Raw genomic sequence first — 20099 nt, forward strand, 5'->3', positions numbered from 1 at the left:
GCTCAGTTGCCTTCGAGCAGGGCGGTGTGGGCGGCGACGGCCGCGACGGCGTCGCACGGGTTGGCGAACACGACCGAACGCACCTGCGCACCCGACACCGCTTTCGCGGTTTCCTCGGCGATTTCGGTCGCTTCCTCGACGGTGGCGAGGTCGCCGGACAGCGCGACCGCGACGATGCCGCCGCCGAGGCGCACGACGCCTTCCACCGTCACGTTGGTGGCTTTGACGATCGCGTCGACGGCGTCGAAGATCGGCACGAACCCTTCCGTCTCCACGAATCCGACCGCGGTGTTGGCCATGGGGCTCTCTCTTTCTGACTAGCGGGAAGTGGTGGGACGCCAGCGGACGACCGCGGCGCCGGTGCCCCAGATCGGGCCGTAGGACAGGAGTTCGCCGGGCTGGTCCAGCACACCGGCGCCGAGCAGGAAGGCCAGCGCGCGGAACTGGCTGTCGGCCGCGGCTTCGCGGGCGAAACTTTCGCGCAGGTCCAGGGCCTCCTTCACGTCGCCGCGCACGAGCGCGTCGAGGATCCGGCGGTTCCACTTGTCCTGCCCGGGCGTGGCGATGCCGTCTTCGGACGGTTCGATCCAGCGCTGGATGAGCCCGGCGGACAGGCCGGACACCACGACCACGCCGACCCGGCGGCCGGTCGCGGCCGCGGCGGCGACACCGGTTTCGCCGAGCGTGGCGATGTTGTCGACCTCGGCGTAGAGGTTGCAGGACACCATCGCGTACCGGAAGCGCCGCCCGGGGTCGAGCAGGTTCGCGATGGTGACGGTGCCGGTGTCGATCGGGAAACCGTCGTAGCGCGTGCGCCGCGCCTGCAGCCCGCGGTCGGCGGTCAGGCCGACCCAGCGTTCGGCGAGGTCGGTGTCGACCTGCAGGTCGTAGCTGATGCGGCCGTAGTCGTAGGCGTACCAGTTCTCGTCCATCCGCTCGCCGCGCGGGTTGGGGTCCAGCTGGAACTGGTGCCCGAGCACGGTGAACCACTGCGTCGACATGAGCAGCACGGTGTCCACTCCGGCCTCGCGGAAGTCCTCGCCGACCTGCTCGACGCCGGCCCGCAGGTCGGCCCAGCTCGGCGCGGGGCTCTTCGCGAGCAGCTGCGGCATGCCCGGCACGAGGGCGGCGGCGACCACGGCGTCAGCCACGAGCGTGCACCCCCTCGGGGCGCCACTCGACCACGGCGTTGCCGGTGCCGATGATCGTGCCGTAGCCCAGGATGTCGCCGGTGGTGTCCGGCCAGCCCAGCGCGGCCAGCAACCAGCTCAGGCTGCCCGACTTGGTCTCCGCCTCGCTGGCCTCGATGTGCTCGGGGATCGCCGTGCGCAACGCCGAAGTCGGTTGGCTGCGCACGGTTTCCAGCAGCTTCATGTCGGCGCGGTACTGGTCGTTGTTGTACGCGTACTCGCGGCCCATGTCCTCGGGCAGCTCGGTCTCGCGGTCGAAGTGCAGGTGTGACAACGAGTTCGACGCCAGCAGCACCGCCCGCCGTCCCGTCCGCTCGATCGCGACGCGGGTCGCGGTGCCGAGCACGTCCATCTGCTCCAGCTCGGCGTCGGCGTAGAAGTACGGGTTGTTGTTGGCGCTGATCGACACGACCGGGATGTCCCAGCGCGGGTTCGCCATGTGCAGCGCGCCGATCGTCGCGTAGTCCACGCGCACACCCGGCTCCCGCATGGCCCGTGTGACCAGGCCGTGCTCCTCGAAACTGCCCACCATGGCCTCGGCGAGCTCCACGTCGGTGCGGAAGTCGAAGTGGTAGCGGAACAGGTTCGGGAAGATCGGCTCGACCGACACCCCGCGCGGATTGGGCACGCAGTTGACGTGGTGGCCGACCATGGTGATCCAGTGCGGCGCGTGCACCACGAGCACGTCCGGCCGCAGCTCCCGGATCCGGCGCCGGACCTCGTCGTAGGCCCACCGCAGCGTTTCCCAGCCGCCGGTGCTGCGCGGCTCGTTCTGCGGCGGGTTGTCCGCGTAGATCAGGTGCGGCGGGTGCGGAGCGAGGTAACCCGCGACGATGCCGGCCCGCGGTGGCTCCGGCGCGGCCGGCTCGGCCGGCTGGGCCTGCGGCGTTCGGGCCCGCTCGCCGGCCGGCGATAAGTGGAATACCCGTGACATGCTGGTTGACGTTAGGCCGCAGACCGCCGCGGGTTCGTGTTGTTGTCCGGTGCACCCGGACACGAATTTCAGCCGCCGCGCGGGCCCCGTCAGGCCGGGGTGGCCTTGCCCTGACCTTCTTCGTAGCGCTTGCGGTCTTCGGCGGTCAGCTCGGTCCAGTGGCTGCCCGGGGCGCGGCCGAGGACCCAGTCGCGCACTCCGTCCAGGCGGGCGCGCAATTCGGGCAGGGACACGCCCGCGAGGGCGCCAGCCCGGACGCGGGGGACGCCGTCCACGAACACGAGGTCGATGTCGCGCGCGGACGCCTGGAAAACCACGTGGTCGGCCACGGAGCTCGCGGCGAGTCCGAAGGGGCCTGTCCGCAGCACGAGGACGTCGGCCTGCTTGCCCGGGGTGAGACTGCCGACGCGGTCGTCGAGGCCGAGCGCGCGGGCCGCGTCGAGGGTGGCCATGCGCAGCAACGCGGGCGCGTCGATCGAGGGGAAGGTCGGTGTCCGGACACCGGAACGGCCGACCTGGCGTTCGGCCATCACCTCGGTGAGGCGGCTGAGCGCGTGGCCGATCCTGAGGTGGGTGAGGAAATCACCGCTCACGGCGGCGGTCGCGTCGACGCCGAAGACGAGCGGTACTCCCTGTTGCACCGCGCGCCCGATCATCGGGACCACGCCCATGTGCCCGGCCTCGATCTGGGGCGTGCTGACGATCGTGCCGCCGTTCTGGCGCAGCATCGTGAGCTCGGCGTCGGTCGCCGGGCCGGCGTGCACCCAGAGGACATCGGGGCCGAGCAGGCCGAGCTCGTGCGACGAGGTGACCTGGCCCTGCAGGTTGGAGTGCAGCGTGGAGACGAGCCCGATCTCGCGGGCGGCCTTGACCTCGCGGGCGTGCGCTTCGAGCGAGACGTGGTCGATGTTGTTCAGCGCGACGCCGAGCTGCACGCGGTCGGTGGTGGCGCGGGCATTCGCGAGCCGTTGCAGCACGGCGATGCGCTCGTCGAGGGTGTCGAACGAGCTGGTGCCCGCTTCGGGCCGCGGCCGGAAGCAGAACCCGAACACGGCCCGGATTCCCACGGCTTCCAGTGCTTCCAGCGACGCCTCGGCGTGTTCGGGCGAGTTGGTGGCGTGGCAGAAGTCGAACACCGTGGTCACCCCGTTGAGCAGCAGCTCCGCGCCGGCGCCGAACGTCGCGTCGTGCATGTCCTGCGGGCGGTAGCGGCCGGCGAGGGGGTGGATGACACCGAAGTACTCGCGGCCCCAGCAGTTCGAGGCGAGGCCGCGGATGGGGGCCTGCCACATGTGGTTGTGGCAGTCGACGAGTCCGGGCAGCACGATCGAATCGGCGGCGTCGATGATCTCGTCGACCTCGATCTCGTCGATCTTCGGTGCCACGTCGAGGATCCTGTCGTCGCCGATCAGCACGTCGCCGCGGAAATCGCCGAGCGCCGGGTCCATCGTCAGGACCGAGCCGCCTTTGAGCAAGGTCTTCTTCACGGGCTGATGCCTCCTTGGATGTGGTGCGCCGCCGTCGGCTGAATCGTTGCTTGACGGGTCCGGAACGCCTGCTTATAGTACTGCAAACGTTTGTAAGACGAAAGGTGCACCGTCGTGCACGACACTCGATCTCCAGCGTTCACGTCCTATGGCGACGCTTCCGAAATCTTCCGCACTCCCGGTTTGCCGTTCACACCGGCGATCCGGATTTCGCCGGGCAGCGAACTCGTTTTCGTCGCGGGGTGTCCGGGTGTACCAGACGGCGACGACGACTCACCGGAGGTCGAAGCCGAGGTGCGCCGGGCTTTCCGCTATCTCGCAAGGGTTCTGGAGCTTGCGGGAGCGGGCCTGGAGCACGTAGTTTCCCTCACCAAGTTCCTGACCGATGTCGAACGGGACAATGCGATCGTCACGACCGTGATGCGCGAACTGTTCCCCGTGATGCCTACTTCGACCACAGTCGAGGTTTCCCGTCTCGTGCCCAGGGGTCTTCATTTCGAAGTCAACGCGATCGCGGCCGTGCCAGCTCGTTCTGGTCCCGTGGTCCTGGATCAGAGCGGCTGATTCTCATGACCAAAGATCTTCGCCTACTCGGAATTTGCGGCAGCCTTCGTTCCGGCTCCTACAACCACGGGCTGCTCAAAGCCCTCGCTGACGAGGCACCCGCCGGCGTCACCCTCGACCTCCTCGGCGACTGGAGCGAGGTACCGAACCTCAACGTCGACCTCCTCGAAGACGGGCAGCCGCCCGCGGTGGTGCGGGCCGTCGCGGAGCAGGTGCGCGCGGCGGACGGCCTCGTGATCGCGACGCCGGAGTACTGCAACAGCGTGCCGGGCGCGTTCAAGAACCTGCTCGACTGGCTCTCTTTCCCGCCCCCGTTCAACTGCCTGCGGTTCAAGCCGATCGGCCTGGTCGGCGCGAGCATCGGCACCGGCGGCACGCTGCGTGGCCAGTCGGCGTTGCGCGGTGCCCTGCTGTTCTTCGACGCGATGCTGATGGGCCGGCCGGAGGTCGCAGTCGGCCTGGGCAAGATGAAGTTCGACGACGAGGGAAACCTGAAGGACGAGGAAGTCCGGGCGCTGCTTCGCCGGTTCCTGTCCGACTTCGTGGAATTCACACGGAGCACCAAGGCGCGTGGCCTCGACCCGCGGGAACGGGAATTCGTTTTCTGACGCTCCTGAAGATTCCGACGAAGGGATGGTGCCTTGTGGACAGTCCGCCCGACCTCGGTGCGCCGCCGGGCGTCCGTCCGACCGGTGAAACGCTCTACCTCGCCCCGAGCGGGCGCCGGTTCACCGACGCGGGTGAGCTGACGCGCGAGTACGACATCGAGTGGACGGTGCCCGACTTCCCCGCGGTGGCCGCGAGTTTCGTCGCCCGCAGTGCCGAGACCCGCGGCCGGCTCAAGTGTTTCCTCGACATCCCCTACGGCCCGACCGTCGACGAGCGGCTCGACGTGTTCCCCGGTTCGCCGGGCGCGCCCGTGGTGGTGTTCTTGCACGGCGGGTACTGGCGGGCGCTGACGTCGGCGGAGTTCAGCTTCGCCGCGGCCGGCCTGGTGGCGCGCGGGGTGACCGTGGTGGTCCCGACGTATTCGCTGTGCCCGGCGGTGTCGCTCGACGAGATCGTCCGGCAGGAGCGCGCGGCGGTCGCGTGGACGGTGCGCTCGATCGCCTCGTACGGCGCGGATCCGCGGCGGGTGGTGGTCGCCGGGCATTCGGCCGGCGGGCACGGCGTTGCGATGGTGCTGGCCACGCGCTGGGCCGAGAACTACGGCATCGATCCGTCGGTGATCAAGGGCGGGTGCGCGATCAGCGGCCTGTTCGACCTGCGGCCGCTGCCGTTCACCTCGGTGCAGACCGATCTGCGGCTGACGGCGGATCAGGTGCTGCGTAACAGTCCGGTGCTCGCGCTGCCGGAGACGATGCCGCCGCTGGTGATCACCTACGGCACGGAGCAGACGGCGGAGTTCGTGCGCCAGTCCACCGACTACTTCGCCGCGGCGAAGGCGCACGGCCTGGACGTTCGCTGTCTGCCGCGGCCCGGATTCAACCACTTCGACGAGCTCGACGCGCTCGCCGATGACCGCGGTGATCTCACCGAGTCCATTGTGGATCTTTTCGACCGACGTTAGCCGTGCCACAAGGAGGTAGCATGCTCACGCAGTTGCAGAACGACTTTCGCGAGGTCATGGCGGGAGTCGCCACCCCGGTCTCGGTGGTGACCGCGTTCCACGAGGGCGCGCCGCACGGGACGACGGTCAGCGCGTTCACCTCGCTGTCCATGGACCCGCCGATGGTGCTGGTGTCGCTGGACAAAACGTCGCGGCTCCTGGGTCTGATCCGGAAGTCGCAGCGCTTCGGAGTGAACGTCCTCGGTGCGGCACAGGCCGAGACGGCACGGTCGTTCGCGAAGAAGCTCGAAATGGGGGAGAAGTTCGCCGGCGTCGACTGGCAGCACGACAACGGACTGCCCCGGCTGGCGGGCGTTCCCGGATGGCTGGCGTGCACGCTGAGCCAGGAGGTCGAAGGCGGTGACCACATCGTCCTTTTCGGACAGGTCGTCTCGGCTTCCACGGCCACGGCGGCTCCGCTGACGTACCACTCGCGGACGTTCGGCACGCATTCGTTGCTGGCCCAGAGTGCGTGAAGTTTTTCCGTGCCAGTTTGCAAACGATTGCAAAATTCGGCGTGAACGCGCTTGATCCCGCGCGTTCACGCCGGCTCAGCTGGTGCGGATGATCGTTTTTCCCTGGCTGCGCCGGCCCGGTGCGAACGCGGTCGCGGCTTCCGCCAGCGGGTGAACGGCACCGACGAGCACCCGGAGCCGTCCGTCGCGGACCCGTTGCGCCAGGTCGGCCAGCCTTGCCCGATCGGCTTCGACCACGAAGAAGACGGCGCGCCCGTCCCGCGGCCACGCGTTGGGCGGTCCCGCGATGGTCACCAGCGTCCCGCCGGCGCGGACGATCCCGGCCGAACGGTCCCCGGTGTCCCCGCCGAACACGTCCAGCACCAGGTCGACCTCACCGACGTCTTCCAGCCGGTCGGCCTCCAGGTCCACGAACGAGTGCACGCCGAGATCGAGGGCCGCCTCGCGGTTGTGCGCCCGCCCGGTGCCGATCACGGTCGCCCCCGCCTCCCGCGCGAGCTGCACGGCGATCGACCCGACGCCGCCCGCGGCGCCGTGGACCAGCACCGTCTGCCCGGGCTCGAGCCGGCCGTGGTCGAACAGCGCCTGCCACGCTGTCAGCCCGGAGATCGGCAGCGCCGCGCCGACGGAGTGGTCGATGTCGGCAGGCAGCGGCGCGAGGTTGCGCGCCTCCACGGCCGTGAACTCGGCGAGTGACCCGTCGCGCGTCCAGTCGGCGAGCCCGAACACGCGTTGCCCCACCGTGAGCCCGGTCGTGCCGTACCCGAGCTCGGCCACCACCCCGGACAGCTCGTGCCCGGGCACGCTCGGCGTCCGGTCCCGCCCGGCGCGGTCGGTCCACGTGCCGGGCCACTCCAGCTCGCCGGGCGTGAAGCCGGCCGCGTGCACCCGCACGATCACGTCGTTCTCCGCGGCGTGCGGATGGGGACGGTCCACAAGGGACATGCCGCCGACGCCGGCGGTGCGATCCTGGACGGTGATGGCTTTCATGGTTCCCAGCCTCTGCAGGAGAAGGACCGTGGTGGTCAGAACTTACCGCCACCGGCGCTGATGCGCTGCCCCGTGACCCAGCGGGCGTCGTGGGAGACCGGGAAGGCCACGACGTCCGCGATGTCGGCCGATGCGGCCGAGCGGGGTGCTCTGGGCTTCGGCGGCGATCTCCTCGTCGGAGAAGTGCGCCGTCGAGGGAGTCCTGACCATGCCGGGCAGCACGCTGTTCACGGTGATGTGCTTGGGCCCGAGCTCGACGGCCGCCACCCGGACGAGGTGGTCGAGGGCCGCTTTGCTCGACGCGTCGAGAGCCGTGCCGGCCGTGGGCATGAGCGTGAGCCCCGCGGAGATCATCACGATTCGCCCGCCGGTCCGCATGCGGAGCGCCGACTCCGCATGGCCACGAAGCCGGCGCGGGTGTTGGTGGCGAAAACGGTGTCGAAGTCCTCGTCGGTGCTGCCGGCCAAGCTCTTGAAGCGGTAGTCGGCCGCGTTGCTCACGACGATGTCCACCCCGTCGAACTCCGTCTCGGCGACGTCGAACAGGCCCCGCACTTGTGCGGCGTCGGCGACGTCGGCCGCCGCTGTGATCGCGGTGCCACCGTGGCGGCGATGCCGTTTACCACCTCCTCGGCCTGCCCCCGCTGGGCCGGATGATGGGCGACGATCACCCGGGCGCCGTCCTTGGCCGGCCGTTCCGCGACGCCTTTGCCGATTCCGCTCGAGGCACCCGTGACGAGCGCTGCTTTTCCGTCGAGACTCATGATTCCTCCGGCCCACCTTCGACCTCGCGGTGGCTCATCGCGAGGTGCCGTGGGAAATCTGCCGCCGACCCCGGAACGCTTGCGCTCGCCGGAGCGAATTTCCCCTGGAGGTCCAGATTTACCCGCCCGGAGAGTTCACGCGCCGCTCCTTGGCGTGGGTACCCATCAGGCGGCCGCGTGCAGCTCCGCGACCACGTCGCCCAGCTCGGGGTGCGCCGACGAAACCGTGGCGAGAATGGCGACAACCGCGTCGTACACGAGGTTTTCGAGCTCGGCGGCGGGCACGTCGCAGTCGTGGGTGAGCCAGTCGAGCGTGGTTTCGTCGAGCATGCCCATGATGCCGCGGATCGCGACGCGCACGCGCGGCGGCGGTTCCGTGGTGAGGCCCAGCAGGTCGACCACGAACTCGGCGCCGGCGCGGCGGGCGCGTTCGAAGAGCTCGTCCACCTCCGGGTCCTGCCCGCCGGCGCGGATGAACGCGAGCATGGTGTGGACGTGCGCGCGCCGGTACTCGATGTGGCGGCGCAGCAGGCCGCGCATGCGTTGCTCGCGCGTGTCTTCGTCGTCGCGGGGGCGGTGCAGCTCGATGAGCTCGTCGAGCGCCTGCTGCAGCACCGCGAGGTACAGGCCGCGCTTGTCCTTGAAGTGGTAGAACAACAGCCCGTGCGCGACGCCCGCGGCCTCGGCGATCTCGCTGATGTAGATCTCGTCGTAGGGCTTGCGGGCGAACAGGTCGGCGGCAACCTCGATCAGCGCCGCGCGCCGCTGCCCGCGGGGCGGCGCCGTGCGCTTCTCGGAACTCATGTCAGCTGCCTCCTGTGCTCACCTCGTTGCGCAGGCTGCCGATCCCCTCCACACTCACCTCGACGACGTCACCCGCCCGCAGGTACTCACCCGACGCGAGTGCGACGCCGGCGGGCGTTCCGGTGAGGATGACGTCTCCCGCCGCGAGCGGGACCTTCGCCGAAACGGCCGCGACGAGCTCGGCCACCGGGAACAGCATCTCACTCGTGCGCCCCTGTTGCCTGAGCACGCCGTTCACCCGGGTGGTGACGGCGACGTCTTCGCCGAGCTCGTCCGGCGTCACGAGCGTGGGGCCGAGTGGCTTGAACGTCGGGAATCCCTTGGCGCGCTGGAGAAGCGACAGGTCGACGACGGCACCGTCGCGCATCCCGCGGAACTGGACGTCGCGCGCCGACACGTCGTTGGCGACGGTGAACCCCGCGATGTACCCGGCCGCGTCCCTGGCTCGGACGTCTTGCGCCGGCGCCCCGAGGACGACGGCGAGCTCGGCTTCGTAGTCGACCCGATCCGGCGCCTCGGCCGGCAGGACGATCGGCTTCCCGGTCCCGATGAACAGCTCCGGCCCCGGCGTGATCGGGAAAAACGCCGGTGTGGCCGGGACTTTCAGGCCCGCTTCCGCGATGTGCCCGGCGTAGTTGGCCCCGACGATCACCACGGTCTTCGGCTGCGCCACGGGCGCGAGCAGCGTTGCCTCCGACAGCGGCACCCGGCCCCGCACGGGCGCGTTCTGCGCCTTGTCCACCAGGAGCTCGGCGACGTCGTGGTGCGGTGCGTCGAGCAACAGCAGCTCGTCGCCCTCGCCACGGGCCAGCCCCTGCGTGGTCCGGTAGAGCCGCATCAGGCGCCCCCGGCCAGCACGGTGATGCGGCGTTCGGCGATGCGCCAGCGGCCCGCTTCGCGGGTCAGGACGTCGTGGACGCGGCTCACCGTCCGCAGGTGCGGCGGCGCGGCCGGGTCGCTGAGGGCGTACACCTGCAGGTCGCAGCGGCATTCGGCGCGGTCGCCGTCGAGGTCGAACCACGACGGCGACACCACGTGCAGCGTCGGCCGGTCCTCCTGCTCCCGGCGGCGCATGGCCTCGCGGATCTGCGCGCCCTCCGCGCGGATCTCCTTCGTACTGGTCATCACCAGCGTCGCGTCGGCGGTGTAGCACTCGGCCGACTCGCTCGCGTGGCCCTCGTCGATGAGCCGGAACGACGTGCGCACCACGTCCTCGCACGCGAACCGCGCCTCGCTCACCACGTCGGCACCGTCAGCTCGGCCTCGGTCTTCCCCGCGCGCAGCTCGGTGAGCAGTGCGGCGGGGTCGAAGACCACTCCGAACGGATTGCGCGCGAAGCTTTCGGACTGCATGAAGGCCGTGCCCTCCTCGGTGGTCGGGAAGTTGTCGATCTGGAGTTCGATCTGGTTGCCGTCGGGATCGGCGTAGTAGACCGACGTCGTCGGCCCGTGGTTGACAGCCTGCAGCGGCCGCACCCCCTCGGCGTCAAGGCGTTCCCACGTCTCGAGCAGCTCCCGCAGGCTGCCGTAGGTGAACGCCACGTGCGCCAGCCCGTGCAACGGCAGCGCCGCCAGCTCCTCGGCCGACAGCTCCGTCTTCGGGCCGCCCAGCAGCGCCGCGACCTCCCCGTCGGCCATCGCAGACGTCGGGTCCGCGACCGCGATGCGGTGGTGCTCGTCGTCGTAGGTCACGAAAACCATGCCGGGCGTCTCGTGCACCACCCGGCCGTCGAGGGTCTTCACGTACCAGTCCCGCATCGCCGGCACCTGCCTGCTGTACAGGACGACGTGGGAGAGCTTCGCCGGTGAAGCCACGTTTCCTCCTCCGAGGTCGGTTCGATCCCCTGAAGCTAAGACTGACTTGACTCCAAGTCAAGTTCGCGTCGCCACTGTTGCTGGGCGAGTGTGGATCGACGTTCGACCTGGTCAGCCACCGGTTTCACCGCGGCGCAGCACCGCTCCGGTCGCGATGTCGAGCACCTCGATCAGGTGATCCGAGCGCCGCACCGCGAGCCACGTCGGGGTTAGTGGCGCACCACCGGCCCGGCAAACTCGACGACCGTGCGCACGTCCTGAGATCTGGAACATCGGCCCGTACAACCCGTCGCAGGTCTCGGCCGGTTCGCAACCCGACTGGTACTTGGCGTGGGCCGACGGCCTGCTGCGCATCTGGCCCGCCTGGGAGCTCTACCTCGGGAACTACACGATCCCGGCCGTGTTCTTCCCCGGCGCGATCGGAATGCTGCTGCTGTTAACAACTCGCTCCGAGCGTGGTCCTCGATCGGGGCCGGCATCGCCGGCTCGGCGAGTTGTTCCCACGGTTGGAAACCTTCGCCTCCGGTCTGCGGCACACCACCGACCTTCGTGCTGCCCTGGCCCTGCAGCTGGGAGACGGCCTCTTCCACGGAACCGACGAGCCGAACGACGGGAAACGTTTCCTTCCCCATCGACGACTAGATCACCGTACGGTGGCCGTGGAGGGGATCTTTTGTGAGCAGGGCGCCCAGGCCGTCGGCGAGCTTCAGCTGGTCTGTCGCCAACCTCTTGCGCGGAGACTTTACGCAGTCCCAGGCGACCATCGCTCGGCCATTCTCGACGACGACGTGGTTCCGCTGAAGCAGCGCATCGCCATCGTAGAGCTACACCGGCTCGGCATCACCCGATGAGTTCGTGTTACGTTGTCGGTTCCAGCAAGCTCTCTGTTGTGCATCGCTGGGAGAGTTCGACAATGCTGTTGATGTCGCGGGGGCGCTTCTTGCCGACGAACTGACAGTATATGGCGATCGGGATCCGCGGCCAACGGAACTACGCCGACAGATTGGAATGTGCACCTCGCCGCCGGTGCTTACGAATTTAATCTCGTCGTACGGGCAGGTGCATCCCACTGCGGCGAACGTTCGATCCGTGATTGACGGCATTCAAAAGTAATTGGTGCGCCTGCAAAGTTGGGGGCGTCCAAGTCGGGAAATGTGAAAAAACCGCCAGTGGACGTTACGATACTCCGTTGGCGTGTCCGTGAGGCTTGGTGTGTCGAATTCTGGAGCGGTGGATCTGCGCGATGTCCAACGCTTTGTAGGTAGACATGGTCGTCACGTACCTGCCCCGACCATGCAGCGTCATGCCCTACTCCGTTATCTGGTATTCGCTGAACGTCACGTTGCCTACGTGGATCGGGTTGAGTGATCGGTGAGCGACCGCTCGGTCGTCGTTGATCCCACCTTCGTGCTGGGCGCCGCTCAGCTACAGGCTGCTCGGCGGGTCCACGAGGAGCTTCAGATTGTCTCGACCGAGACAACCCGTCTTCCACCAGTGGGTCGAGTGGCCAGTTTCCCGGTGGGGCCGGGCCCGACTGCGGGCGCCCGTACGTGCATTCGACCAGACCGAGCACCTGCGGCCCTGTTTCGTCGAGGTAATACCACGACCGCGTGCCCTCGGTGTCCAACGGGCGAACTCAGTTTCCCGCACCTTGATCAATGCCGGCGATGCGCCGCCCACCCTGCTTGTATGAGTCCGCACGACAGGTCGGCATCTTCGTCCTTGTCACGCGTACTTCCCCGAATGTCGCGTCGAGGCGGACCGGCCGTAGCGCTGACCGCGGAACGGTTCCACGACCAATCGCCGCGGTGGTGCGTCACGGAGCCGCCGGCGGAAGCGGACGTCTTGGTCTCCCTCTACCTACTTCTGCCACACCACGACTTTGCTGGCGATGCTGCTGTTCACGCCGAGGACGTCGCCGCGGAGGAGACGGCCTAACGTCTGCTCCTGCCCAGGGCAGTGGTCACGATCACCCTGGGCCTGGCTTGAATCCGACCTGTCCCCGGAGGCTGTCAAGGCTGAGGCTCACGGTGTTTCGCTGACCCGCGCCAATCGATCCCTGATATCCGCCGCGTGCCTACGGCGGACAAAGGCATCGCCGCCGAGGCCGGGGTGGACCTGAATGGCACGACTTTGTTCGGCTGGACCGAGCAACCGCCGCAGGAGGATGCCCGAAGTCGACCTCGCCGAGAGCCCGACGACCGCGTTACCGCCTCGACCGTCGAGGGTCGTTACCGCACGTCCGACGTCGTGGTTGTCGGGCGAGCCCGCGGGGCCGCCGACGGCGTCGCCACCACGAATTCGGCGTAGATCACTCTGCCCTTCGCCGCGATGGCCCCGCGATCGGCCTGAGCTGCGGCGGCTTGAGCTTCGGGAGTGGTGCTCCCGGGGTGCTAAGGTACGTCCGCATGCCCTCGTAGCTCAGGGGATAGAGCACCGCTCTCCTAAAGCGGGTGTCGCAGGTTCGAATCCTGCCGGGGGCACAAAACCCCTGGTCATGGGTATGACCAGGGGTTTCGTCAGCTCAGACGCGGGGTGGCGGGCGAGGCGTTGACGGCTCGCGGGCCGGAAGAGATCGTGTTGACGTCTCGGCGCGAAGCCAACGGGATGGCACTGGCCATCGCAAGCCAGCAGATGCGGGCGGCGGGTTTCGTGACCAGCACATGCTCCGGGTAGGCCATCGTGCACGCTCCTTCGGCCGGAGGCCGAATGGTGGCGGAAGACGTCGCGGACACCTCATTGCGTGTCGTGCTCGGTGCGGGCGCGGTCGATGTGGGGCAGGTTCTTGGTGTTCCACTCCAGCAGCGGCAGGACGGCCGTACGGAGGGTTTTGCCCATCGCGGTGAGCTCGTAGCTGACGTGCGGCGGCATGACGGCGCGCCAGGATCCCGTCGCGTTCCACGGTACGCAGGGTGACGGTGACGATGCGCCGGCTGACACCGCCGACGGCGCGCCTGAGCTCAGTGAACCGGGGCGGCCTGTCGCTGAGATGGCGCACGACGAGCCGCGACAACTTGTCCCCGAAGATGTCCAGCACCTCGCGGGTCCGGCACTCGTCGTCCGCGGTCATGGTTACCTCTTGGGAACGGGGGCACCCGAAAGTGCCTTATCGCTCCGTCTGGACCGAACGCACCGCACTGGTTCCCACACAGTATCGAGTTGCGCATAGGACCCACCATGGCGACGTTTCTGCTGGTCCACGGCGCCTGGCACAGCGGCGAGTGCTGGCAGCGCGTGGTGCCGCTGCTCGAATCAGCCGGGCATCGGGTGCACGCCCCTTCGCTGACCGGCTACGGCGACACGGCGCACCTGCTCAGCCCCGACGTCGGCCTCGACACCCATGTCGAAGATGTCGCCAAGCTGATCGACCACGAGGACCTCACCGAGGCGGTCCTTGTCGGCCACAGCCACGCGGGACTGGTGATTTCGTCGGTGGCCAACCGGATTCCGGACCTCACCGCGCATTTGGTGTACCTCGAAGCGATGGTCCCCGAAGACGGTGAGACCGCGATCGACGTCCAACCCATGACGCAGCAGCTGATCGAGCGCCGCGAGCTGGCGGATCCCGCCGCTGTGCGAGCGGCCGGCGCCGTACGGTCTCCTCGGCGTGACTGATCTCGCCGATCTGGCCTGGCTGGGCACGATGCTCTCCGACCAGCCGGTGGGCTGCCTGCAACAGCCCGCCCACCTCGACAACACCGCCTTTCACGGCATCCCGCGCACCCACATCCACTGCGTCGGCGCCACCCCGGCGGGCATCACGCAGCGCCCCGTGCGCGCCGTGCAGCCCAACGGTTCCCCGGCTCCGAGCCGGAGCTCCTCCACCGCGAGGTCGTCGCTCCCGGCGGATGTAGTGCCCGCTGGCCTGCCGGTCAGCTTGGCGCGGCCAGAAATGCCGGGCCACCGGTGCCAGCCTTCCACCAACGCTGTTCCATCGCAGGTCCCGTAGTGCGGCCCTGCACCAGGTACTGCTGCCCGTATTGGGTCGCCTCGGCCGGGCACAGTGGACTTCGCCGTGCTTGACGACGAGCGTCTCTGGCCTTGGCCCCTCGAAGGCCGCCATGGTCTGCGTCCGCGGATCGGCAGCCGGTTTGCGGACGCCGGGACGATCCGCTCGAAGCCGGCGATCTGCGTCGACGGGGTGGCGTCCATCAGAACCAGGCCCTTGACCTTGTCCGGGTGGTCGAGCGCGATCCGCGCGGCGATCAAGACCCAGCGAGTGTCCGCCCAGCACTGCCGGCGCCGCTCCACCGAGGTGGTCGAGCACGCCGGTCAGCACCTTTCCGGTGCTCTCGAAGGACTGCAGCTCTTGGGGCCGCGGGAGCAAACCCGGTTCGGCTTGCCCCGCGTGGTCTGGCGGCTCGCGAACTTGTCCAGCGCGTCGCCAACGCCGTGCATCAGGATGATGACCGGCTTGCCATTCTCGAGGACGCCCCGCAATTCGTCATCACACAGCGGACAGTCGCACGCGACAAGCTCCGGCGTGGACCCGCCGCGTCCTGGGGGACGGCGCGGCGGGTCCGGCTCCGGTGCGGTCAGCGGACGCCGCCGCCGACGTTTTCGATGATGCGGAAGAAGCCCTCCTCCAGGTCGCCGTTCACGGCGAGGCCCTGGACCTCGCCCTCGTACCGGGTCTGGCCCGCGACGAGAACGCCGACGCTGTCGCAGATCTGCGCGATCTCCGACAGCTGGTGGCTGGAGATCATGATGGTGACCCCCGATCCGGCCAGCGACCGGATCAGCGCGCGCATTTCCCGGATTCCGACGGGGTCGAGGCCGTTCGTCGGCTCGTCGAGCACGATGAATCGCGGCCGCACCAGGAGGGCGATCGCAAGGCCGAGGCGCCAGCGCATGCCCAGTGAGTACTGCGAAACGCGCCGGGTGCGCACGTCGGTCAGCTGGACCTGGGCCAGCACCGGCTCGATCCAGTCCGTGGACACGCCCCGCAGCTTCGCGTGGATGCGCAGGTGCGCCACGGCGTTCAGGTGCGACCACAGGCCCGGGGCCTCGACGAGCGCACCCACGTCGCTGAGGAGCCCGCGGTCGTACGCCCGTCCGAACAGCCGGATATCGCCGCTGGTCGGGCGTTGCAGGCCGAGCACGGTTTTCATCAGTGTGGTCTTGCCCGCGCCGTTGGGCCCGAGCAGCCCGTAGACCTCACCCGACCGCACCTGCAGGTCGACGCCATCGAGCGCGCGGTGCGCGCCGTAATGCTTGTGCAGTCCCGAAATCTCGAGAGTCAACATCGATCACACCTCCTTGCGGCTCAGGTGCCGGCACCCGGCGGCCAGCAGGACGGCCAGCAGCCCGACGGACAGGGCCACGGCCACGGGGATCACGTCCGGATCGGCGAGCGGGCTGTGCGGCGGCAGCGCGATGCCGTTGGGGCTGATGCCGGCCACGGGCAGGAGCACCCGCATCGGCCAGGCGACGGGAATCGCAAACCAGAAGGACTTGTCCGCGGTCAGGGTGCCGGCGAGCAGCCCGACCACGCCGACGGTGATGCCGGGGCCGAGCCCCCACAGCACCGAGACGAGCAGTGCCAGCGCCGACGTCGCCAGCCCGGCGAGCCACGGCAGGTAGGCCGCGGCGGTGATCGTGCCGAGAACTTCGCCGACTTGCCCGTTCAGCACCGCTCCGCCCGCGAGAACGGCCAGGAGGATGGTGCTCGAAATCAGGTTGAGCACGGCCAGCGCCCCGAATTTGCCCGCGAAGTACCGCCACCGCGGCACCGCGTACGACAGCAGCAGCCGCCAGGCCTCGTTGTCCGCGCGCACGGCCAGCGCCGCCGTGAGCCCCGCGCTCATCGGCACGAGCGCACCCCAGAACTCGAGCGTCACCCGGCTGAACACGCCCCAGGTGTCGCCGGAGGCGCCTTCGGGGGAGAACAGCGAGCCGAGGTAGAGCGGCACGGCGATCGCGATCGGCGCGAGAATCGTGTACCAGGGCAGGAATCCCCGCCGCATACGGGCCAGCTCGGTGCCGACGACCGTCCACAGTGCAGGGTGGTCCCGCGCCGCCGGTTTGTCGGGCACATCCGCGCCGGAAGTCATGGCTCCTCCGTTCCGCCGAATTCGGTGTCGTCCGGTATGTAGCGGTGAGGGGTGGAGGTGGTTCACGCCTTTTTCGCGGCACTCGATCGTGGTGGTCCGGTACCCTGCGGACATGGTCGAGAAGCCCCCGCTGTTCTCCGCGGTCTGCCGTGCGCTCGTCCGCGCCGGGCTCCCGCTCGTCGAGCTGTCCGATGTAGACTTGTTCGAGGTGATTGCCGCGACGGCGGAATGGGTCGGCCCCGAAGCCGGGCCGGAGGTCGACCCGCGGCCCGTGGCCGAGGAGCTCGAGAACCGCTTGTCCGGCGGCTGGTTCGCCGAGTCGACACCCAGCGAGGCGCAGGCCCATTTCTCGGTGGCGCCGGAGCCACCGCGCGTGGCGCTGGTCCGCCCCGAGCCCGGCAGCACAAGGGTTTTCGACGACAAGCCGCGCGGCGCGTGGTGGACGTCGTCCCGTTTACCGGACGGCACGAGTTGCTGGTCGCGGAGCGAAAGCCTGGTCGGCACCCCGGAAACGCGCGCGGCGGGCGAGGTTCCGCCGCGTCGCGAGCACTGGGTCACGGTCGACCTCACGGCCGCGCGGATCCACCGCATCGAACGCGCGGCGGACTTCGCCGTGCTGCTGGCGGAGTACCCGCTGGGCGGCAGCGGGTTCCCGCGGGTGGACTGGCTCGCCGTCGCCGAGGATTTCGATGCCGTGCACTTGAGTGCTCGCGGGCTGGTGTACACGCAGGACGTGCCGATCGCCACGGACCGTGGCACGTCTGCGTTGCGTGGCTGGAACTGCGAATCGACGGCCTGGCTCACCGAACCGCGGCTGCGGTGAGGCGCCCGGGCCGGCACCTCACCGCGGGACCTCAGCAGCCGACGACGTCGACGTCTTTGCCGCTGGTGTGCGCGGTGACCGGCTGGTAGGGCACCTGCGTCGCCACGCCGAACGCTTCGCCGTGCATGACCCAGCCGTCGTGGCACTGGTTCCAGGCGGCGTTGGACTTGATCTGGTTCTTGCCGGAATTGCGCTGGACGCCGCTGTCACCGACCAGCTGGTACTGCTGGTATCCGGTGCGCAGCCACAGCTTCACCTGGATCGTCATGCCGGTGACCTTGGTGTTGCAGCTGAACACACCGTGGACGTTTGTCGCGCCGGGCACCGTGTGCGAACCGTGGGGGTAGTCCACGCTGATCGAGCACGACGGCGGCGCGAGCGGTGCGGCGCTCGCCGTCGCGGCGGGCAGCACCATGGTGGCGATCGCGGTCGCCGCGACGACGGGCAGGGCAAGGGGATTCTGCACGGGATTCTCCTTTCCGGGCGGAAGTTGCCCGTCCAGTAGAAGACGTGATCATCGCGTGCACAGCACCTTCGGCGACTTGTGGCAGCTTCGGAAGCGATCATGGCAGTCCGGTCGATTCCGGAATCAGTGGCGGGCCACCGCGACCAGCATCGCGCTCCGGTCGGCCATGCGGGATTTCAGCTCGGAACGCCCGGATACCCCCAATTGCTCGTACAACCGGCGAAGCCGGCGGTACATCGAACGCTCCGAGCAGTAGAACTCGCGCGCGATGGCCGAGATGCTGCTGGTGCCGCACAGCATCCGCATGAGCCGGCCGGTATCTTCCGGGTCGGCGGCTTCGGTGTTCGCGGCGGGTTCGAGCGCGCGCACATCCGTGAGCCGCGGTCCGCGCCGGGGCTGACCAGAGCAAGTGGCGAGAACTGCGCCGAGCTGTTTTTCGTGTGGCAGCCGGACGTTCAGCACCGCGCTGGCTCCGCTGTCGATCGCGCGAAACGTCTGGTGCCCGTCGAGGTCGTCGACAACGGCGATGATCTGCCGCAGGCAATCCTTGTGCCGCAACGACCGGATCAGCGCTACATCGGGTTCGCTCGCCGCCGGAACCAGAACCGGTGTTCCGTCCGGTGGCAGTACCACCAACGATGGTGGTTCGAGAAAGTCGAGCGTGACACCGGCTCCGGCCCAGTCTTCTCGGCTACCGACGGGACTGAAACGTAACCCGGCGTGCGCTTTTATCACTAGATAGTATGACGCATCCACCACAGGCCCCCCGTCCTGTTGGGTGTCAATCAACCACTAGTGAAGATAGCACTTCACGACCCCCCTCCAAGACTCATTAGAGTGAAAGTGGAGTTGCTTTTCCCGAATTGAGCAGGCGGTGTGGCGGGCGAGGATGGTGGGGCACGGTCACCGCTTCCCGCACAGCCCGACCCCGGTGCTGAGCAGGGAGCCCAGGCTGATTTTCCCGCCGGTGCTGCCCTCTTTGCGCAACGGCTCGATCACCGGTACTCCAGCCGCTGCGGCTTTGTCGTTGAGCGCATAGGACTTTCCGTCGGATGCGACGAAGACCACCTGGTCGGCGCTGTGGCATTCGAGTGTTCCGCTGTCGACGGTCAATGGCCACAAATATCCGAAATTGGCCTGGGTGACCGCTTGCCGGCTCGATGTCGGAGGCGGCAGGGGAACGGCGCTGGTCGAGGCCGGGTTCCGGGTGCCCGAGCCGCAAGCGGTGAGCACGAACGCGGCGGCGAGGAAGCCGGCCACAGTGGCGATCCTGGACATTTACACCTCAGATTTTCGACTGCTCGTGCGATTGCAGAAGAGCGACGTAACCGTCTTCGAGCGTGGGCGCAACCAGTTGTGCGCCGGGCGGGGGCGTGCCGACCAGCCGGTACACGGTGCCGCCAGGCCCGGACACGGCGTTGACGACGGTGCCACCGGACGGCGGCTTTTCGCTCTGCAACTGAAAAGTCCGGTCTGCCGCCGCGCCGGTGAGGCCGGCGGTGGTGCCGTGGTAAAGCACCCGCCCTTGGCTGAGCACGCAGACTTCCGGACAGGTTTGGGCGACGTCGTCGAGGATGTGTGTGGACAGGATCATGATCCGGTCTCCACCGAGCCCCGCGAGCAAAGCGCGGAACCGCATGCGTTCCTGCGGGTCGAGCCCTGCGGTCGGCTCGTCGACGATCACCAGCCGCGGATCACCCAGCAGCGCCTGGGCGATGCCGAGGCGGCGTTTCATGCCGCCGGAGAAGCCGCTGATGCGCCGACCGCGGTGTTCGTCGAGCCCGACCTGGCCGAGCAGGTCGTCGACCTGCGTGTGGCGAAGGTGCTTGTCGTCAACGCCTTTGAGGAGCGCGACGTAGTCGAGGAATTCGCGGGCGGTGAGATCTGGATACAGCGACAGCTCCTGCGGCAGGTAGCCGAGCATGCGTTTCACGGCGGTGCGGCCGGACGACGTCGCCAGGTCGTGGTCGCCGACGCGGACCCGGCCGGCGGTCGGGTGCAGGATGCCGGTGAGGACGCGCATCAGCGTGGTCTTGCCGGCGCCGTTGGGTCCGAGCAGGCCGGTCATGCCTTCGTCGAGGCGCAGGTCGATGCCGTCCAGCGCCGCTTCGCCGCGGCGGTACATC

General features: G+C 68.7%; 27 protein-coding genes, 1 tRNA gene and 2 pseudogenes. 10 read left to right on the forward strand and 20 right to left on the reverse strand.

Features of this window, described 5'->3' with window-relative positions; genetic code table 11:
* Nucleotides 1–2: 2 nt before the first annotated feature.
* The 4 genes from ACFY1H_RS28195 to ACFY1H_RS28210 all read right to left on the reverse strand — a co-directional run bounded on the left by ACFY1H_RS28195 (nt 3) and on the right by ACFY1H_RS28210 (nt 3611).
* Nucleotides 3–299, reverse strand: coding sequence for a BMC domain-containing protein (locus tag ACFY1H_RS28195; protein ID WP_220244443.1), 297 nt, complete (start codon nt 297–299; stop codon nt 3–5).
* Between the two features lie 18 nt (nt 300–317).
* Nucleotides 318–1151 carry a hypothetical protein gene (locus tag ACFY1H_RS28200; RefSeq protein ID WP_386951137.1) on the reverse strand — a complete coding sequence of 278 codons (834 nt, stop codon included), beginning with the start codon at nt 1149–1151 and terminating at the stop codon, nt 318–320.
* Complete coding sequence (locus ACFY1H_RS28205) at nt 1144–2124, reverse strand: tRNA U-34 5-methylaminomethyl-2-thiouridine biosynthesis protein (protein ID WP_386951139.1); 981 nt, start codon at nt 2122–2124, stop codon at nt 1144–1146. The genes ACFY1H_RS28200 and ACFY1H_RS28205 overlap by 8 nt, the downstream gene beginning before the upstream one ends.
* Before the next feature lie 89 nt (nt 2125–2213).
* Nucleotides 2214–3611, reverse strand: a complete 1398-nt coding sequence (locus ACFY1H_RS28210) for an amidohydrolase family protein (RefSeq protein WP_386951142.1) — start codon at nt 3609–3611, stop codon at nt 2214–2216.
* Between the two features lie 114 nt (nt 3612–3725).
* Here ACFY1H_RS28210 and ACFY1H_RS28215 point away from each other — a divergent pair, with 114 nt between their 5' ends.
* Genes ACFY1H_RS28215 through ACFY1H_RS28230 form a run of 4 tightly spaced genes read left to right on the forward strand, consistent with a single transcriptional unit; the run spans nt 3726 to nt 6260 of the window.
* On the forward strand, nt 3726–4175 hold the full coding sequence (locus ACFY1H_RS28215; protein ID WP_386951145.1) for a RidA family protein: 450 nt from the start codon (nt 3726–3728) through the stop codon (nt 4173–4175).
* Nucleotides 4176–4180: 5 nt separating this feature from the next.
* Nucleotides 4181–4783 carry an NADPH-dependent FMN reductase gene (locus tag ACFY1H_RS28220; RefSeq protein ID WP_386951148.1) on the forward strand — a complete coding sequence of 201 codons (603 nt, stop codon included), beginning with the start codon at nt 4181–4183 and terminating at the stop codon, nt 4781–4783.
* A gap of 35 nt (nt 4784–4818) precedes the next feature.
* Entirely contained in the window at nt 4819–5745 is a 927-nt protein-coding gene (locus ACFY1H_RS28225) for an alpha/beta hydrolase (RefSeq protein WP_386951150.1), read from the forward strand.
* A gap of 20 nt (nt 5746–5765) precedes the next feature.
* Entirely contained in the window at nt 5766–6260 is a 495-nt protein-coding gene (locus ACFY1H_RS28230; RefSeq protein WP_386951153.1) for a flavin reductase family protein, read from the forward strand.
* Nucleotides 6261–6335: 75 nt separating this feature from the next.
* Here ACFY1H_RS28230 and ACFY1H_RS28235 read toward each other — a convergent pair whose 3' ends face one another.
* From ACFY1H_RS28235 to ACFY1H_RS28270, 8 genes are all read right to left on the reverse strand, one after another.
* A complete protein-coding gene (locus ACFY1H_RS28235; RefSeq protein ID WP_366584791.1) occupies nt 6336–7250 on the reverse strand; it encodes an NADP-dependent oxidoreductase in 915 nt (304 codons plus the stop codon).
* A 42-nt stretch (nt 7251–7292) separates the two neighbouring features.
* A complete protein-coding gene (locus tag ACFY1H_RS28240) occupies nt 7293–7628 on the reverse strand; it encodes an SDR family oxidoreductase (RefSeq protein WP_386951156.1) in 336 nt (111 codons plus the stop codon).
* Nucleotides 7604–7804, reverse strand: coding sequence for a hypothetical protein (locus ACFY1H_RS28245; RefSeq protein ID WP_386951158.1), 201 nt, complete (start codon nt 7802–7804; stop codon nt 7604–7606). Before ACFY1H_RS28245 ends, ACFY1H_RS28240 begins: the two co-directional genes overlap by 25 nt.
* Entirely contained in the window at nt 7747–8013 is a 267-nt protein-coding gene (locus tag ACFY1H_RS28250) for an SDR family NAD(P)-dependent oxidoreductase (protein ID WP_386951161.1), read from the reverse strand. Before ACFY1H_RS28250 ends, ACFY1H_RS28245 begins: the two co-directional genes overlap by 58 nt.
* 165 nt (nt 8014–8178) lie before the next feature.
* Complete coding sequence (locus ACFY1H_RS28255) at nt 8179–8817, reverse strand: TetR/AcrR family transcriptional regulator (RefSeq protein WP_386951164.1); 639 nt, start codon at nt 8815–8817, stop codon at nt 8179–8181.
* A 1-nt stretch (nt 8818) separates the two neighbouring features.
* The gene (locus ACFY1H_RS28260) at nt 8819–9655 is read right to left on the reverse strand and encodes a fumarylacetoacetate hydrolase family protein (protein WP_386951166.1); all 837 of its coding nucleotides are present in this window, start codon (nt 9653–9655) and stop codon (nt 8819–8821) included.
* On the reverse strand, nt 9655–10056 hold the full coding sequence (locus ACFY1H_RS28265) for a nuclear transport factor 2 family protein (RefSeq protein WP_366584783.1): 402 nt from the start codon (nt 10054–10056) through the stop codon (nt 9655–9657). The genes ACFY1H_RS28260 and ACFY1H_RS28265 overlap by 1 nt, the downstream gene beginning before the upstream one ends.
* Nucleotides 10053–10631 (reverse strand): VOC family protein, encoded by a 579-nt coding sequence (locus ACFY1H_RS28270; protein ID WP_366584780.1) that lies wholly within the window; start codon nt 10629–10631, stop codon nt 10053–10055. Before ACFY1H_RS28270 ends, ACFY1H_RS28265 begins: the two co-directional genes overlap by 4 nt.
* A gap of 262 nt (nt 10632–10893) precedes the next feature.
* Between ACFY1H_RS28270 and ACFY1H_RS28275 the strand changes: the two are divergent.
* From ACFY1H_RS28275 to ACFY1H_RS28285, 3 genes and pseudogenes are all read left to right on the forward strand, one after another.
* A pseudogene (locus tag ACFY1H_RS28275) lies at nt 10894–11070 on the forward strand (cytochrome b); the annotation flags it as partial.
* A gap of 16 nt (nt 11071–11086) precedes the next feature.
* Nucleotides 11087–11482: a hypothetical protein gene (locus tag ACFY1H_RS28280; protein ID WP_386951170.1), complete on the forward strand. Its 396-nt coding sequence runs from the start codon at nt 11087–11089 to the stop codon at nt 11480–11482.
* 1559 nt (nt 11483–13041) lie between these two features.
* Nucleotides 13042–13114 (forward strand) — tRNA-Arg (locus ACFY1H_RS28285).
* 36 nt (nt 13115–13150) lie between these two features.
* Here the strand turns inward: ACFY1H_RS28285 and ACFY1H_RS28290 are convergent.
* Together ACFY1H_RS28290 and ACFY1H_RS28295 are read right to left on the reverse strand one after the other, a co-directional pair.
* Nucleotides 13151–13312, reverse strand: coding sequence for a hypothetical protein (locus ACFY1H_RS28290; RefSeq protein WP_386951173.1), 162 nt, complete (start codon nt 13310–13312; stop codon nt 13151–13153).
* A gap of 55 nt (nt 13313–13367) precedes the next feature.
* Nucleotides 13368–13701: pseudogene (locus ACFY1H_RS28295) on the reverse strand (winged helix-turn-helix transcriptional regulator).
* A 107-nt stretch (nt 13702–13808) separates the two neighbouring features.
* Here ACFY1H_RS28295 and ACFY1H_RS28300 point away from each other — a divergent pair.
* A complete protein-coding gene (locus ACFY1H_RS28300; protein WP_386951176.1) occupies nt 13809–14246 on the forward strand; it encodes an alpha/beta fold hydrolase in 438 nt (145 codons plus the stop codon).
* On the forward strand, nt 14239–14580 hold the full coding sequence (locus ACFY1H_RS28305; protein ID WP_386951179.1) for a hypothetical protein: 342 nt from the start codon (nt 14239–14241) through the stop codon (nt 14578–14580). Before ACFY1H_RS28300 ends, ACFY1H_RS28305 begins: the two co-directional genes overlap by 8 nt.
* A gap of 586 nt (nt 14581–15166) precedes the next feature.
* Here ACFY1H_RS28305 and ACFY1H_RS28310 read toward each other — a convergent pair.
* The gene (locus ACFY1H_RS28310; protein WP_366584774.1) at nt 15167–15877 is read right to left on the reverse strand and encodes an ATP-binding cassette domain-containing protein; all 711 of its coding nucleotides are present in this window, start codon (nt 15875–15877) and stop codon (nt 15167–15169) included.
* A 3-nt stretch (nt 15878–15880) separates the two neighbouring features.
* Complete coding sequence (locus tag ACFY1H_RS28315; RefSeq protein WP_366584772.1) at nt 15881–16684, reverse strand: ABC transporter permease; 804 nt, start codon at nt 16682–16684, stop codon at nt 15881–15883.
* Between the two features lie 112 nt (nt 16685–16796).
* Between ACFY1H_RS28315 and ACFY1H_RS28320 the strand changes: the two genes are divergently transcribed.
* A complete protein-coding gene (locus ACFY1H_RS28320; RefSeq protein WP_386951182.1) occupies nt 16797–17507 on the forward strand; it encodes a hypothetical protein in 711 nt (236 codons plus the stop codon).
* A gap of 31 nt (nt 17508–17538) precedes the next feature.
* Here the strand turns inward: ACFY1H_RS28320 and ACFY1H_RS28325 are convergent, their stop codons facing one another.
* The 4 genes from ACFY1H_RS28325 to ACFY1H_RS28340 all read right to left on the reverse strand — a co-directional run bounded on the left by ACFY1H_RS28325 (nt 17539) and on the right by ACFY1H_RS28340 (nt 20098).
* Nucleotides 17539–17973 (reverse strand): hypothetical protein, encoded by a 435-nt coding sequence (locus ACFY1H_RS28325; protein ID WP_366584768.1) that lies wholly within the window; start codon nt 17971–17973, stop codon nt 17539–17541.
* Between the two features lie 123 nt (nt 17974–18096).
* Nucleotides 18097–18729, reverse strand: coding sequence for a hypothetical protein (locus ACFY1H_RS28330; protein WP_386951186.1), 633 nt, complete (start codon nt 18727–18729; stop codon nt 18097–18099).
* 147 nt (nt 18730–18876) lie between these two features.
* Nucleotides 18877–19251 (reverse strand): DUF2511 domain-containing protein, encoded by a 375-nt coding sequence (locus ACFY1H_RS28335; protein WP_386951189.1) that lies wholly within the window; start codon nt 19249–19251, stop codon nt 18877–18879.
* Between the two features lie 7 nt (nt 19252–19258).
* A complete protein-coding gene (locus ACFY1H_RS28340) occupies nt 19259–20098 on the reverse strand; it encodes an ATP-binding cassette domain-containing protein (RefSeq protein WP_386951192.1) in 840 nt (279 codons plus the stop codon).
* Between the last annotated feature and the right edge of the window lies 1 nt (nt 20099).

The sequence above is a fragment of the Amycolatopsis sp. NPDC001319 genome (genome assembly GCF_042896185.1).
GTDB lineage: Bacteria > Actinomycetota > Actinomycetes > Mycobacteriales > Pseudonocardiaceae > Amycolatopsis.